Source organism: Bradyrhizobium sp. HKCCYLRH1034 (assembly GCF_051168375.1).
Classification (GTDB): domain Bacteria; phylum Pseudomonadota; class Alphaproteobacteria; order Rhizobiales; family Xanthobacteraceae; genus Bradyrhizobium.
In genome coordinates, this window is sequence record NZ_JBNPUW010000001.1 from 638616 (window position 1) to 652233 (window position 13618).

Here is a 13618-nt window from a genome sequence, read left to right on the forward strand (position 1 = left end):
GAGGGTCGGGTAAGGGCAGCCGCACGGAAGTCGGTCCGAAGCGGGCCACTGACAGCCGCATCCCTCGATAGCATCCGCGGTACGGGTCCGGCGTTCGCCGGGACCCATACCGCGTGATCGTCGTTGGCAGACGACTCTCAGTCGTCGCCTTCCGATAAAGACTCTCGCAGGGGCCCTACACCGGCTCCAGCACCATCAGCCCGGTCGCCGTATTCGAGATCGGGATGTGATAGTTGGCGTGCTCCTTGCGGACCTTCTCCGGCAGGGTGCCGCGCGCGACCATCCAGTTCAGCAATTCGACGCCCTGGGTGCCCGACAGCTCGACCAGCTCGGTGGTCGAATACTTCGTCGCCCAGGCGGGATCGTCGACCATGCTGGCCATGAACTTCTCGTCGAAATCCTTGTTGATGAAGCCGGCACGCTCGCCGTCGAGCTGATGCGACAGGCCGCCGGTCCCCATCACGACGACGCGCTCGTCCTTCGGCCAGGATTGAATCGCCCGCGCCAGCGCCTGGCCGAGCTTGTAGCAGCGCGCGGCCGACGGCAGCGGCGCCTGCACCGTGTTGACGACCACGGGCACCACCCGCACCGGCCATTTCTGATCGGGCCAGCACAGCGCCATCGGCAGCGTGAAGGCGTGATCGACCACCATCTCCTGGCAGGTGGTGAGGTCGAAATCCTCCTTCACCAGATGCTCGATCAAGTGCCAGGACAATTCGCTGTCACCCTTGAAAGGCGCGGTCTGCGGAATGCCCCAGCCCTCGTCGGCATTGCTGTAGCTGTCGGCCGCGCCGACCGCGAAGGTCGGCATCTTGTCGAGGAAGAAGTTGAGGCCATGGTCGTTATAGACGAGCACGACCACATCCGGTTTGACCTTGGCGAGCCACTCGCGGACATGCGGGAAGCCGTCGAAGAACGGTTTCCAATACGGATCCTGCTGCAGGCCCTTGGCGATCGCGCCGCCAATGGCCGGAACGTGCGAGGTGGTGATGCAACCGACGATCTTTGCCATGACGATTACCCCCTCGCCGCCAGAAGCTTGGCCTTGAACTGCTCTTTCGTCAGCCCGGTCTGCTGCGCGCCGATGTCCTGCATGTCGAGCCCGAAGATGCCGGCGAACTTGGCGAGGTAGTAGGCGTTGCCGCCGGCCTCGATCAGCTCCAGCACGTTGCGGTTCCTGATCGCCGCGCGCTGCTGTGCATTGAGGCCGTATTTGGCGCAATAGCCGTCCTCGTCGGCGACGAACGCCTTGCGGTTGGCGGCATCGTTGAACGAGTAGCACATCTTGTTGAGGGCGTAGCCTTTGCGGGCCTGCTCGCCGTCGAAGATGGTGGTGCCGGGCACGGGCTGCCGGGCTGACGTGGTGGACATCTGAGCCTCCCCTGGGCGTGTTTCGGACGGCCGCGCTTGATCTGGATCAAACGCGGCGCCGTTCGTGCCCGCCAGTATCGCCGACAGACACCGTCAATAAAGGCCGCGCGACCGATCCGATCCATGAGCCAATTCGATCATTTGGACCTCGACGGCCACCTGCTGCAGCTCCTGCTCGCCGTCATCGAGGAAGGCTCGGTCACCCGCGCGGCGCAGCGGCTCGGAGTCACGCAGTCGGCCGTCAGCCATCTGCTCGACAAGCTGCGCGCGATCACCGGAGATCCGCTGTTCGTGAAGTCCGGCCGCGGCATCGTGCCGACTGCGCATGCGCAGCTCCTGGCGCTGCGCGCCCGCGCGCTGCTCGACGATCTCCGGAGCTTCTCGCACACCGCTGCGTTCGAGCCGGCGAAAATCTCCGCGCAGGTGACGATCGCGGCCAATGATCTGCAGCGCGACCTGCTGCTGCCGTCCCTGCTCCGTTACGCCCGCGCGCAGGCGCCGGGCCTCAGCCTGCGCGTGATCCCTTCCGGCGCACCGACGCCGGAGATGCTGCGCGAAGAGCACTGTCAGCTCATCATCACGCCGCGCCCGCCCGAGGGCAGCGACATCCTGCAGAAGCGGCTGTTCGAGGACAGCTATCGCGTGTTCTACGATGCGAGCCAGCGCGAGCCGCCGCAGAGCCTGGAGGACTATCTCGCCAGCGACCATGTCACGGTACTGTACGAGCCGCGGCGCCGGCTCGACATCGACGAGGTCCTGGCCGAGCGCGGCCTAGTCAGGCGGTTCGCGGCGCAGGTGCCGGGCTTCGGCGGCATCGGCCCGTTCCTGCGCGGCAGCCGCATGATCGCGACCCTGCCGAGCCTGCTGCGCGCCTACATGCTGCGCGGCCTGGCGGTGGCGCCGGTGCCCGTCCCCTGCCCGGCGATGCCGATGTACATGGTCTGGCACTTGCGACACCACGAAGATCCGATGCACCGCTGGCTGCGCCAGCAGCTCGAGATCGTGGTCGCGCCGAGCTTGGCCGCGGCCGCCGAGCACATGCCGGTGATGGCCTGACTCATCCCGAGGGGTGAGCGGCCCTCACGCCGGCGCGTGGCACACCGCCTCGATGTTGTTGCCGTCGGCGTCGCGCACGAACGCGCCGTAATAGTTCTCGTGATAATGCGGCCGCAGTCCAGGCGCGCCGTTGTCCATTCCGCCTGCGGCGATCGCCGCTTGATAGAACGCATCGACCGTGGCGCGATCCTTGGCGTGGAACGCGACATGCGTCGAGGTCGCGGCCGTCCCGCCGGTGCCGATCCAGAAATCCGGACGGCCGTCGCCGAAGCCGGCATGATCACCATGGCCGCCGGTCTGCGCGTCGGTGATCTCCATCATCAGGACATAGCCGAGCGGCGCCAGGGCGGCCGCATAGAACGCCTTGGCGCGGGCGAAGTCGGAGACAGGGAAGCCGACGTGGTCGAGCATGGTGATCCTCTCCATGGTGACCGGCGAATGCTAGCGCCGTGGGCGCACCGGCGCAACGTGTCGAACACGGCTCGATCACATCGAGAAGATGCGCCGCGCCGTTTGTTGCCCACTCGCCAGCGCCGCCTCGACCGTTCCCATGTCGCGTCCGCGATACAGCGCTTCGCCGGAGATCAGCACCCGTCCGCCATCCCGACGCGAAAGCGTATCCTGCGCCTCGTGGGATGTCAGCGTCGCATAGGAATAGGCGCCGCGCGCGAACGGATCCTTCGCCCAATCCGTGACGTGCGACGCGACGAGTTGCCGCTTCAGCGAGCACACGGGCTGTGAGAAGATGTTTGCGAGCGCCGAAAGCCCTTTTTCGATCAGCGCGTCCTCGTCGCACGCGGCGAAGGCAGCGGCCGGCGGCCCGGCGAGCCAGCCGGTCATCACCGCGTCATCGTTCGGATGCTGTGTCCACCACACCGGCACGTCGGCGTCGGACAGCACGAACAGCATGTCGGAAAGGTCCTCGGTCCGGGCCTCTCGCCACCAGCGACGCTCGAAGCGCAGCAGCAGCTTGATGACGTTGCCGAAGCCGATGGTTTCGGCTGCGGCCAATTGCGGGCGCATGGCCGGCGGCAGCGCGATGGTTCGCAGCAGCGGCAGCGGCACGGTCAGGATGACGAGATCGCCGCGCTGCGCACGGCCGTCAGCCAAGCGCACGACGACACCATCATCGGAGCTCTCCACCGCGCGGACCACCGCCTCGAGCAGCATCGCCACGCCATGCGCCCGGCACTCCGCCAGGAGATGATCGAGCAGCGCCGCGTAGCCGCCGACGATGCGCGCCTGAGCGCCGCGGTCGCCGCCCATCCATTCGTCGCGCAGCGCGAACACGCTGGCACGACCGGGATCGGCCGCGTCATAGCCCTGCACCATCCCCAAGACCGACTTGCGCAGGGCGGCAAACTCCGCGCCGGCGAAATGCCGATCGAGCAGCGCCGTCACGGTCATATCCTCGTCGAGCTGACGCGCCACGCGGTGCAACTGGCGCATCTGCCGATCAGCGGGATCCTCGCGCGAGAACGCGCCATCCGTCACGTGCCAGCGCGCGCCATCGACCGGCGTCGAGGTGAGCCCCGCCTCGACCATCAGCGCGTGGGTGACGGGCGCCTCGCCATGGATGAATTCCGCACCGGCATCCGCGCGATATCCGAACCTGCTCGCGGGCAGCGGATGGATGCGCCCGCCGCAGCGATCGCGCGCCTCCAGCAGCGTCACCTGCTGGCCTGCGCGGGCCAGTTCGCGCGCCGCCATCAGGCCCGCGGCACCGGCCCCGACGATGATGATGTGCATTCGCCGCTCAGCCATGACTTGCCTGGGCCGGCAAGGCCGAGCCGTTGGTGATCTTGTAGCGCAGCCACAGCGCGCCGCCCTCCAGCGCCGTGCTGCTTTCGAGCGTCATGGCCGTGATCGGGGCACGCTCGCCGGACTCGGCTTCCGTCGAATCGAACACGCTGGGCGCCCCCTTGGCGCCATCCACCGCCGGACACAGAACGAGGTTGAACTCGTCGACCAGGCCCGCGCGAAGGAACGCGCCGTTGGCGCCGCCACCGCCTTCGAGCAGCAGGCGTTTCACGCCGAGCTCCTGCGCGACGATCTCGAGCACGCGCGAAAGATCGAGCTTCGCCTGGCCGGCGAAGATGTACGACACGCCCTCGCCGCGCAGTCCCGAAAGATGCGCATCCGACACGGCCTCGGTCAGCACGACGACGATCGGATCGCCGCCGATGTCGGAGCGACCCCAGCAAATCTTGCCATGGGGATCGAGCACGATGCCGTAGGCCTCGGCATCGCGTCGCGCGATCCAATGGGTGCGCGGGAATCGCTCCGTCGTCTCGGCCGGATAGGCCGAGCCCTTGGCGAATTCCTGGCCGGTGACGCGGCCGATCAGCCAGGCGTCGCCGCCGAGCTTGTCATGCACCTGCTCGAACAGATCGCCCGATCCCTTCGGACGCCAGCGGCTCGGCAGGGTCCGGCCGTCGACGCTCGACGCCATCAGGCAGATGACTTCCGGTTTCATGCATCCTCCTTGTCGCCGCTGAACGGGGTCACCGAATATCGCTCCGGCGGCGTTGTCAACGAAGCGGCGTGCGTTTCGTTCGATTGCGCCGGTGCCGCTCGCCTGCGCCGTCGCTGTTACCGCACCAATTCCTGCGCTAGTTTCGGCTGCAAACGGAGCCGATCATGGACGCTGCGCCGCGCAGACGAGACGCCATCGGTTTGCGCGGGGCAGCCCTGCTGGCCGCAGCGCTTGCCGGCCTCGCGCTCTGCGTCGCCGGGATCTGGCGCCTCGAAGCCGAGCGCGCGGGCATCACGATCACCCCGCTGCAGGCAGGCACCACCCCCATCACCGTCTATCGGCGCGACGACGCGGCTGCGGCGCCCGTGGTCGTCATTGCCCACGGCTTTGCGGGCTCACGCCAGTTCATGGAGGCCTATGCGCTGACATTGGCGCGCGCGGGCTATGTCGCGGTCTCGTTCGACTTCGAGGGGCATGGCCGCAATCCGACGCCGATGTCGGGCAACGTCACGCGCATCGACGGCACGACGAAGAAGCTGATGAGCGAGATCGGTCGCGTCACCGACGCCGCGCTGTCCCTGCCGCGGAACGACGGCCGGGTGGCCCTGCTCGGACACTCGATGGCTTCCGACATCATCGTCCGCCAGGCGCTGGCCGATCCGCGTATCAGGGCGACGGTGGCGATCTCGATGTTTTCCGAGGCCGTCACGGCGAGCGCGCCGCGCAATCTGCTGATCATCACAGGCGAATGGGAGGCGGCCCTGCGCCGGGATGCGCTGCGCAACCTCCGGCTCGCCGATCCCGCCGCGCGCGAGGGCGACACCGTGGGCGATCCCGCCGCAAATGGCGGACGCCGCGCCGTCGTCGCGCCCGGAGTTGAACACGTCAGCGTGCTGTATTCGACGACCGCACTGCGCGAGGCGCGCGACTGGCTCGATCGGGCGTTCGGCCGCGCCAGCAGCGGCCCGGTCGCTTCGACTGGCGGTGCGATCGCGCTGCTGCTCGCCGGCATCGTGCTGCTGGCGTGGCCCTTGGCCGAGCTGCTGCCGAAGGGTGATGCGCCGCCGCCGACAATTCCGCTGCGCAGTCTTGCGATCGCCACGCTGGTGCCGGCGGTGACGACACCGATCGTCCTGAGGTTCGTCGAGACCCGCTTCCTGCCCGTTCTGATCGCCGACTACCTCGCCGTACATCTCTTCGTGTACGGCACGCTGTCGCTCACGCTGCTACGCGCGCAGGGCGTTCACTTCGGCCGCGTGGCCTGGCTCGCGGCGCTGGCGCTGGCCGCCTACGGCATCTGCGGCTTCGGTGGCGCGCTCGACCGTTACGTCGCCTCGTTCATGCCGATCGCGGCGCGCCTGCCGATCATCGCAGCGATCGCAATGGGCGCGGTGCCCTACATGCTGGCGGACTGCATCGCCAACAGGGGCGGCCACGCCGCGCTGTGGCGCACCGTGTGGATCCGCACCGCCTTCCTGGCCTCGTTGGGCGGGGCAGTCGCGCTCGACCTCAAGCGGCTGTTCTTCCTGCTCATCATCATCCCCGTGATCGTGCTGTTCTTCATCGTGTTCGGACTGATCGGCGGCTGTGTCGGCCGCAGGACCTGCTCGCCGATGGCCGAAGGCCTCGGTCTCGGCCTGATCCTGGCGTGGTCGCTCGGGGTGTCGTTTCCGATGTTCCTGCCGGGCTAGCGTCCGTTTCCGACATGTGCGAACGAACGTGCTGTCCGACGATCCGAAACGCGGACATGAAGCACGCGCTCGTACCGCGCCGTCGCCCCTCGCAGACCCGACATGCCTCGCCGCCGATCCGATGGAGTCAGCATGGCAAAACACCGCATCTACACGACGAGCTTCGCGAGCGTGTACCGATTGTACGTCGCGAAGGCCGAGAAGAAGGGACGCACCAAGGCAGAGGTCGATCAGGTGATCTGCTGGCTGACGGGCTATGGCCAAAGCGAGCTTGAGATCCGGTTGGAGCGTCAGACGGACTTCGAGACCTTCTTCGCACAGGCGCCAGCGATGAATCCGGCGCGGACCCTGATCAAGGGCATGATCTGCGGCGTCCGCGTGGAGGATGTCGAGGAACCGACGATGCGGGAGATCCGCTACCTGGACAAGCTGGTCGATGAGCTGGCGCGGGGAAAGGCAATGGACAAGATCCTGCGCAAGGCCTGATCGTGTCTCGCGACCCGGTCTCCCTCAATCCTGCTCCTGCCCTGGCGCCGGTCGTAGCATGAAATGGCCGAAGGCCGTGGCGATCGGCTTCGTCGCATCGTCCTGCCAGGCGCGGGCCTCGAAGGCGACGACGCGGCGTCCCTGCTTGACGATCGACGCCGATGCGACGGTGTCGAGCGCGCGCCCCGACCTCAGATAGTTGATGGTGAGGCCGACCGGCTTCGGCGGCGCCGTGGCGCCGAGCTCGCGCATCACGGTGACGATCGCTGCGGTCTCGAGAAACGCACCGGTCATGCCGCCATGGATCGCAGGCAGCACGGGATTGCCGATGATCCGGCGCGAGAACGGCATCACCAGCGTGTCGTTCTCGGCGAAGCGGATGCCGAGGCAGCGCGCGAACGGACTGGTGGGAAACGGCCCCGCCGGATCGTCCGGGGCGTCGAGCGGCGGTGGCGCGCCGTCGAAGGCCGCCCGGTCGGTCAGCATGTTGGTGCGGTTGGCGCCAATCATGAAGCAGGCGGTCGCGGTGGCGACCGGTGCGGTCTCCTCCTCCTGATAGGCGGTGGCGCGCACGAAGGCGATCGAGCGCGTGACGCGGAAGCAGACCGCATGGGCCTTGATGTCGAGACCGGGGGTCGCCGGCTTCTGATAGTCGATGCGCAGATCGAGCGTGGCGATCGCGCGGCTGCCGTCGAGCGCAAGCTGCACCGCCATGCCGCAGCTCTCGTCGAGCATCGCGGTGACGACGCCGCCATGGATCACCCCGGTCTCGCTGTCGCCGACGAACACGGGACGATAAGGCAGGGTCGACCAGGCTTCGCCGGGCGCGAAGCGATCCATCCTGAGCCCGCTGATATGGCCATAGACCGAGCGGCGCTGCCCGATGGCCTCGGCAAGCACGTCGAATGCCGGCGGTGCGGCGGTGGGTGGAATGTCGGACATGCGCGATTTAGATCACGATCCCGAGGACGCACGAAGTCTTTTCCGACGGATCCGATTTGCATGCCAGCGATCCGGGCCGGATCATCGCCGTCCCTGCATCGGCACTCCTGAGCGCCGCCGGTCATGCTCACAACTCGAGGCTGCGAGAGCCCATTCCCGCAAAACTACGTGGATGAAATGTTCCGCCGGAGCCGCGCGCTTAGAACATTGGCAACCTTAATATGATCATAATTGTCTCCATCAAATCCCGGAGACCCGTCGATGCGCAGATCCACCAAGACGCCGGACGCCCCGCCGAGCAGCGGCACGGCCTCTCTACGAATTGTCCTGAGCCTGGCGCTCGTAGCCAGCGCCGGTGCGATGTGGTGGAGCAGCGGCGGCGCCAACAGCTTCTCCTTCGGCACCGGAGCGCCTTCGCTCGAGAGCCGCGTCGCCACGCTGACCTCGGAGCTGGCGCAGCTCAAGGCCGAGACCGCCCAACTGCGCGACCGCCAAAGCGACACCTCCGGCGAGCTTCTGCAATTGCGCGCCAGCCTCACCACGGCCGAAACGGGCCTGGCCGTCTTGCGCACCGCCGCCGACGAGACCGAGGCGCGCCGCCGCGATACGGCCGACAAGATCGAATCCGATCTCGCGCTGCTGAAGCGCCAGACGATCCGCCTCCGCGGCGCCCAGGAAGATGCGGCAACCGAGCTGAGCGGGCTGCGCACCGCGGCCGCGAACAGCGACATGACCATCGAGCAGCTCCGGACCTCCACCGGCGAGATGCGTCAGCAGTTGACGCGCATCGAGACCGCTCGCGAGGCGACCAGCTCGATCTCCCGCAGGCCTCACCGTGTCAGGCGCGTGGCGCGCGCGACCGAGGCGCAGCACGAGCCGCAGCCTTTCTTGATGCAGTGGCCCGGCGTCATCCCCGCAGGTCGCAACTGATTTGAAGGGCCATCCGGCCTGACCCGCGAATCGCGGTCAGGCATCAGCCCGGCTGGTCACCACCAGCCCGGCTGCACCGGCCGGTAGTAGGTCCGAGGCGGACCGCGGCGGCGCGGCGCCGCGACGGGCTGGCCATCCCAGCTGCGCTGGAAGAAGCTGCCGAAGCCGTCGTCATATTCGTCCCCGCTGGCGACGACGTCGACATTGGTCGTCGGCCGGCGCGTGATGAAGCCGCCCTGCGGCTGGTTGCTCAGCACCGCGACGAACTCAGTCCGATAATTGGTCTCGCTCGACAGCGGCTCGTCCGAGACGATGATCGAGGAGCGCGGCACGGCCGTCGGCGCGATCCGGTCGAGCACGTCCTTCGGAATGGTGATGCGGTCGAGCGCGTCCTTGGCGGTGTCGCCGTCGTCGATGGTCACCGCCGTCCAGCGCAGCTCCGCGCCGTTCTGCGCCACCGCGGTGAACACATGCGTTCCGATCGGCCGGTCGGGATCGCGGATGGTCACCGGCGCCTCGATCGAGGTGTCGAACACCTCGCCGCCGCCATCGGGGGCCGGCTTGTGCGTGTTGCGCCTGACATAGAGCATCTGCGTCGAACGGCTGATATAGACCGAGACCGGCTCGGTCGCGAGCCTGGCGTCCGTCGCAGCCTTGCTCGCATCGGCCTTCCTGGCCGCCGCCGCCTTGGCGGCATCCTTGGTCGAGGTCGCCGCAGCGAGCTTCGCGGTCGCGTCCGACTTGGCGGCCTCGAGCTGCGCTGCCGCGTCGGTCGCCTTGGCGGCGGCCTTCTGCTTCGCATCCTCGGCCAGCGTCCTGGCCTGATCGGTCTTGGCGGCGGCCAGCTTCCTGTCGGTGAATTTGAGCTCGGCCTCGGCGCGCGCCTTGGCCTGCTCCAGCTTGCGCAAGGACGCCTTCAGAGCCTTGGCCTCGCGATCGGCCGCGGCAGCCGCCGCCTTGGCCTCGTCGGCGCTCCTGGCGGCGTCCTCGGCCTCGCGGCCGAGCGTCGCGGCCCGCGAGGGCACCGCGGCGAGCGCCTGCGCATTCGGCGCGAACAGGGCGGGATGGGAGAACTCGACGGGCGCCGGGTCACCCGGCGCGATGATCACCCGCATGCCGATCCAGGTCCGGTCGAACAGCTTCTCGGCAAAGCCGTAGGGCATGCGGACGCAGCCATGCGAGGCGGCATAGCCGGGCAGCGGCCCGCCATGCAGCGCCACCCCGTTCCAGGTGATGCGCTGCATGTTCGGCATCCAGGCATCGTCGTAAAGAGTCGAGTGGTGGTCCTTGTCCTTCTCGATGATGGCGAACACGCCGGCCGGCGTCTCGCGGCCGGAGACGCCGGTCGACACCGGTGCGCGCCATATCCAGCCATCGGCGTCGTAGAACGTCACCTTCTGGGTCTTGATCGACACGATCGCCATGATCGGATCGCCATGCGCACGCGGCGCCGTCGCCTCGATCACCGGCGCCGGACGCCCCTGCCGGGCGCGGGCCTCGACGCCGCCGGACAGCGCCAGCACAGCCAGCGCCGCAATGGTCACGAAGGCGGAACTTCCCCAACGCCGCCTGGCTGGAGCGAATTGCGACGCCGTAACCTGACCAGCCATGCCCTGCCTCGATTTCAATGCCCGTTGCCGCCCGCTCAGCGCGGGCGGCCGAGCACAGTCTTTGCGCTCGATCATGTTTTTTGGGTGAAGAACCTGGTGTCCAGGCTCGTGCGGGGCGCGAAGGCCGCGAGAATCGTGACTTGCCATACCGAGCCGAGAAACCTCCAGACGTGGCCGACGTGATCCTGCCGAGACGTGCCGTGTGCACAGGCGAACCACCCGGCCCCGTCGGACCAGAGACCCGGCAGGTTCCCTGCCATCCCGCGCGCTATCAGGAGAGTGGCGATTCGATTGCGCAAAGACAAGTCACCTACTCAGCAGTCGATCCGGCTCGCCCGTCGCATCCGCTGTCGCGAGGCGCGTAACAAATCCCAATGCCAATCGAATGGCCATTCAGCGCCCGGGGGGCGGCCCGCACCGACCTCTGGACGGCGCGCGAATTGATCGGCAAAGGAACGAAACCATGATCGGCGAAGTGATCGTCGTTGGCGATCTGAAGCTGCGCAGCGACGCCTCGCTCGACACATATGAGCGGCTGGGCGAACGCATGTACGGCATCGTGAGCAGACTTCCGGGCTTCCTGTCGGTCAAGTCGTACAAGGCGCCCGATGGCGAGGAGCTGACCGTGTTCCGCTTCGCCTCGGAGGAAGCGCTCGAAGCCTGGCGGACCCATCCCGAGCATGTCGAGACCATGAAGCGAGGACATGCCGAGTTCTTCGCCAGCGGATTCCTGCAGATCTGCAAGGTCGTCCGCGAGGTCGGACCGTTCGAGCACGACTGAGCTTTTCGATCCGTCATTGTGACGGACCGCCGAGGACGCACCGGGCTGCGGCAACGGCGCGATCGATGTCGGCCTCGTTCGTCTGCCAGTTGCAGACCGAGACCCGCATGCAGCGCTTGCCGCGCCACGTCGTGCCGCCGAAGAAAGCTTCTCCGGTGGCGCAGATCGCCGCGATCACGGCATCGGTCCGGCGATCGTGATCCATTTCGGTCGCGGCTGGACGCGGATCAAGGAACCTCAACAATCCCTGATTCAGGGTCGGCTCCCACATCACGGCCGCACCGGACAGCGTTCCGATCCGCATGACCAGGGCGTGAGCATAGGCACAGCATCGGTCGACGAGGTCAGCGATGCCCCGCCGGCCGAGCTGTCGGATGGCAGCATAGGTCGGAACGGCGCGGCCACGCCGCGACCATTCGGGGGTCCAGTCGATCGGGTCGCGGGCGCCGTCGACAAACATCGTATAGCTCGTACGATGCGAGAAGGCGCTCCGATGCGCCCCGGCACCGGCCACGAACGCGTAGCCGCAATCGAATGGCGTGTTGAGCCATTTGTGGCCGTCGTTGGTCCAGGAATCCGCGAGTTCGACGCCGCGCAGCAGATGCCGGTAACGCGAACTCGCAGCCGCCCACAGGCCGAAGGCCCCGTCCACATGCACCCATGCGTCGTGCGCGCGAGCGATGGGGATCAGGTCGACAAACGGGTCGAACGCGCCGATGTTGAGGTCGCCCGCCTGCAGGACCACGATCGTCGGCTGCAGGCTGTCTGCCAACGCGCGTTCGAGCGCCGACGGCGTGAGCTGCCCTGCATCGTTGCAAGGCAGAGACTGCACCGCGTTCTTGCCGAAGCCGAGCAGGCGCAGCGCGCGCTCGACAGAGCCGTGCCGCTCGCTACTCGTGATGACGCGAATGGAAGGCGCGCCGAACAATCCCCGTTCCTCGACATCCCATCCCAGCCGCGCGAGCAAGCGATGACGCGCCGCGCCGAGACAGGTCACATGCGCCATCTGCGTGCCCGTCACGAATGCGAAACTCGCCGTCATGGGCAGCCCGAACAACTCCTTGAGCCAAGCGCCCGCAATCTCCTCGATGACGGCCTCTGCAGGACCACAGGCATTGATCGCCGCGTTCTGGTCCCAGGCGGAGACCAGCCAGTCGGCGGCCAGCGCGGCCGGCATAGTCCCGCCGATCACCCAGCCGAAAAACCGCCCGGATGTGCTGCCGAGGATTCCACCGTCGACGTCGCGAACGAGATCATCGATGACGCGCGCAGCGGCAACTCCGTCACTGGACAGCGCACGGCCTAGCCGAAGTCGTAGATCTTCAAGTGAAGCCGTCGCGTGGACCGGCGTGCTGTCCTGGCGCTCCAGATGCCGCACGGCATGCTTCAGCGCCAATTCCAAGGTCCCGATCCATTCATCGCGTCCCGGCATATATCCGTCCATTCTTGCGTCAGGTCTGCAGCGTTATATGCGTTGAAACCGCCCCGATGCTTCGCTATCGATCACACCATGAGGGACGGTCCCAACTTCGCTGCCATCGCCGCGCTGATCGGCGATCCGGCGCGCGCCAACATTCTCTCCGCACTGATGGATGGACGCGCCCTGACCGTCAGCGAGCTTGCCAGGTCGGCGGACATCGGACTTCCGACCGCCAGCGCCCACGTCAGCAAGCTCGAGCGGGCAGAATTGCTCGTCTCGGTCCGGCAGGGACGCAATCGCTATGTGCGCCTGTCCGGCGAGGACGTCGTGCACACGTTGGAGACGCTGATGCTGCTGGCGGCGCGCACGGGACATCGGCGCGTTCGCACCGGTCCGCGCGATCCCGCGCTGCGCGAGGCGCGCGTCTGCTACGATCATCTTGCCGGCGCCCGCGGTGTCCAGATGTTCGAGAGCCTGCTGCGTGGCAGGCTGCTGGAGCGCAGCGGAGATCAAGTCACGCTGACCGACGCCGGGCGACTTTTCACCGAGCAGTTCGGGATCGATCTTGGTGAGCTGCAGTCGAAGGACCGCATGACCTGCGTCAGTTGCCTCGACTGGAGCGAGCGGCGAGACCATCTCGCCGGTCGTCTCGGCTCTGCCTATCTCGCGCGGATCTTCAAACTCAAATGGGCCCACCGCGACAAGGACAGCCGCGCCGTGCTGTTCAGCCCGCAGGGGCTGCGCCAGTTCGAACGGTTGTTTCCGGTCTGAGGACCCGCCCACCCTGGCGTGGCTCGCCTGCATCAGCAGAGCGCCTTTCGCTGCGTTATTTGACCGCCTCGGCTTGCACGGCCG

Annotated in this window: 14 protein-coding genes; 6 read left to right on the plus strand and 8 right to left on the minus strand. The window is 67.4% G+C overall.

The window, feature by feature from the left end; genetic code table 11:
* Positions 1-175: 175 nt before the first annotated feature.
* Positions 176-1012, minus strand: coding sequence for a class III extradiol dioxygenase family protein (locus tag ACQR0W_RS02850; RefSeq protein ID WP_315751971.1), 837 nt, complete (start codon positions 1010-1012; stop codon positions 176-178).
* 5 nt (positions 1013-1017) lie between these two features.
* Entirely contained in the window at positions 1018-1371 is a 354-nt protein-coding gene (locus ACQR0W_RS02855) for a protocatechuate 4,5-dioxygenase subunit alpha (RefSeq protein ID WP_315751972.1), read from the minus strand.
* Between the two features lie 123 nt (positions 1372-1494).
* Here ACQR0W_RS02855 and ACQR0W_RS02860 point away from each other — a divergent pair, with 123 nt between their 5' ends.
* Positions 1495-2427 (plus strand): LysR family transcriptional regulator, encoded by a 933-nt coding sequence (locus ACQR0W_RS02860; protein ID WP_315826444.1) that lies wholly within the window; start codon positions 1495-1497, stop codon positions 2425-2427.
* A 24-nt stretch (positions 2428-2451) separates the two neighbouring features.
* On the opposite strand, the gene ACQR0W_RS02865 is transcribed toward ACQR0W_RS02860, so the two are convergent.
* From ACQR0W_RS02865 to ACQR0W_RS02875, 3 genes are all read right to left on the minus strand, one after another.
* On the minus strand, positions 2452-2838 hold the full coding sequence (locus tag ACQR0W_RS02865) for a VOC family protein (RefSeq protein ID WP_315715658.1): 387 nt from the start codon (positions 2836-2838) through the stop codon (positions 2452-2454).
* 75 nt (positions 2839-2913) lie between these two features.
* Positions 2914-4191: a flavin monoamine oxidase family protein gene (locus tag ACQR0W_RS02870; RefSeq protein ID WP_316170646.1), complete on the minus strand. Its 1278-nt coding sequence runs from the start codon at positions 4189-4191 to the stop codon at positions 2914-2916.
* On the minus strand, positions 4184-4903 hold the full coding sequence (locus tag ACQR0W_RS02875) for a RibD family protein (protein WP_316170647.1): 720 nt from the start codon (positions 4901-4903) through the stop codon (positions 4184-4186). The genes ACQR0W_RS02870 and ACQR0W_RS02875 overlap by 8 nt, the downstream gene beginning before the upstream one ends.
* Positions 4904-5067: 164 nt before the next feature.
* On the opposite strand from ACQR0W_RS02875, the gene ACQR0W_RS02880 reads away from it, so the two are divergent.
* Together ACQR0W_RS02880 and ACQR0W_RS02885 are read left to right on the plus strand one after the other, a co-directional pair.
* Positions 5068-6594, plus strand: a complete 1527-nt coding sequence (locus ACQR0W_RS02880) for an alpha/beta fold hydrolase (RefSeq protein WP_316170648.1) — start codon at positions 5068-5070, stop codon at positions 6592-6594.
* A gap of 132 nt (positions 6595-6726) precedes the next feature.
* The gene (locus tag ACQR0W_RS02885; protein WP_315715654.1) at positions 6727-7080 is read left to right on the plus strand and encodes a DUF2200 domain-containing protein; all 354 of its coding nucleotides are present in this window, start codon (positions 6727-6729) and stop codon (positions 7078-7080) included.
* A gap of 24 nt (positions 7081-7104) precedes the next feature.
* On the opposite strand, the gene ACQR0W_RS02890 is transcribed toward ACQR0W_RS02885, so the two are convergent.
* Entirely contained in the window at positions 7105-8022 is a 918-nt protein-coding gene (locus ACQR0W_RS02890) for a PaaI family thioesterase (protein WP_315715653.1), read from the minus strand.
* A 261-nt stretch (positions 8023-8283) separates the two neighbouring features.
* Here ACQR0W_RS02890 and ACQR0W_RS02895 point away from each other — a divergent pair, with 261 nt between their 5' ends.
* Positions 8284-8952 carry a hypothetical protein gene (locus ACQR0W_RS02895; RefSeq protein ID WP_315715652.1) on the plus strand — a complete coding sequence of 223 codons (669 nt, stop codon included), beginning with the start codon at positions 8284-8286 and terminating at the stop codon, positions 8950-8952.
* Between the two features lie 56 nt (positions 8953-9008).
* Here the strand turns inward: ACQR0W_RS02895 and ACQR0W_RS02900 are convergent, their stop codons facing one another.
* Positions 9009-10562, minus strand: a complete 1554-nt coding sequence (locus ACQR0W_RS02900) for a L,D-transpeptidase (protein ID WP_316170649.1) — start codon at positions 10560-10562, stop codon at positions 9009-9011.
* A 463-nt stretch (positions 10563-11025) separates the two neighbouring features.
* Between ACQR0W_RS02900 and ACQR0W_RS02905 the strand changes: the two genes are divergently transcribed.
* Positions 11026-11343 carry an antibiotic biosynthesis monooxygenase family protein gene (locus ACQR0W_RS02905; RefSeq protein WP_315826451.1) on the plus strand — a complete coding sequence of 106 codons (318 nt, stop codon included), beginning with the start codon at positions 11026-11028 and terminating at the stop codon, positions 11341-11343.
* A gap of 13 nt (positions 11344-11356) precedes the next feature.
* Here ACQR0W_RS02905 and ACQR0W_RS02910 read toward each other — a convergent pair whose 3' ends face one another.
* Complete coding sequence (locus tag ACQR0W_RS02910) at positions 11357-12745, minus strand: pyridoxal phosphate-dependent decarboxylase family protein (RefSeq protein ID WP_316170650.1); 1389 nt, start codon at positions 12743-12745, stop codon at positions 11357-11359.
* A 108-nt stretch (positions 12746-12853) separates the two neighbouring features.
* Between ACQR0W_RS02910 and ACQR0W_RS02915 the strand changes: the two genes are divergently transcribed.
* A complete protein-coding gene (locus tag ACQR0W_RS02915; RefSeq protein WP_316170651.1) occupies positions 12854-13534 on the plus strand; it encodes an ArsR/SmtB family transcription factor in 681 nt (226 codons plus the stop codon).
* The last annotated feature ends 84 nt before the right edge of the window (positions 13535-13618 follow it).

Coding starts and splice junctions, on each gene's coding strand:
- ACQR0W_RS02895 (WP_315715652.1), top strand. CDS start 8,284: ATGCGCAGATCCACCAAGACGCCGGACGCCCCGCCGAGCAGCGGCACG.
- ACQR0W_RS02885 (WP_315715654.1), top strand. CDS start 6,727: ATGGCAAAACACCGCATCTACACGACGAGCTTCGCGAGCGTGTACCGA.
- ACQR0W_RS02870 (WP_316170646.1), bottom strand. CDS start 4,191: ATGGCTGAGCGGCGAATGCACATCATCATCGTCGGGGCCGGTGCCGCG.
- ACQR0W_RS02890 (WP_315715653.1), bottom strand. CDS start 8,022: ATGTCCGACATTCCACCCACCGCCGCACCGCCGGCATTCGACGTGCTT.
- ACQR0W_RS02905 (WP_315826451.1), top strand. CDS start 11,026: ATGATCGGCGAAGTGATCGTCGTTGGCGATCTGAAGCTGCGCAGCGAC.
- ACQR0W_RS02915 (WP_316170651.1), top strand. CDS start 12,854: ATGAGGGACGGTCCCAACTTCGCTGCCATCGCCGCGCTGATCGGCGAT.
- ACQR0W_RS02850 (WP_315751971.1), bottom strand. CDS start 1,012: ATGGCAAAGATCGTCGGTTGCATCACCACCTCGCACGTTCCGGCCATT.
- ACQR0W_RS02880 (WP_316170648.1), top strand. CDS start 5,068: ATGGACGCTGCGCCGCGCAGACGAGACGCCATCGGTTTGCGCGGGGCA.
- ACQR0W_RS02900 (WP_316170649.1), bottom strand. CDS start 10,562: ATGGCTGGTCAGGTTACGGCGTCGCAATTCGCTCCAGCCAGGCGGCGT.
- ACQR0W_RS02860 (WP_315826444.1), top strand. CDS start 1,495: ATGAGCCAATTCGATCATTTGGACCTCGACGGCCACCTGCTGCAGCTC.
- ACQR0W_RS02855 (WP_315751972.1), bottom strand. CDS start 1,371: ATGTCCACCACGTCAGCCCGGCAGCCCGTGCCCGGCACCACCATCTTC.
- ACQR0W_RS02865 (WP_315715658.1), bottom strand. CDS start 2,838: ATGCTCGACCACGTCGGCTTCCCTGTCTCCGACTTCGCCCGCGCCAAG.
- ACQR0W_RS02875 (WP_316170647.1), bottom strand. CDS start 4,903: ATGAAACCGGAAGTCATCTGCCTGATGGCGTCGAGCGTCGACGGCCGG.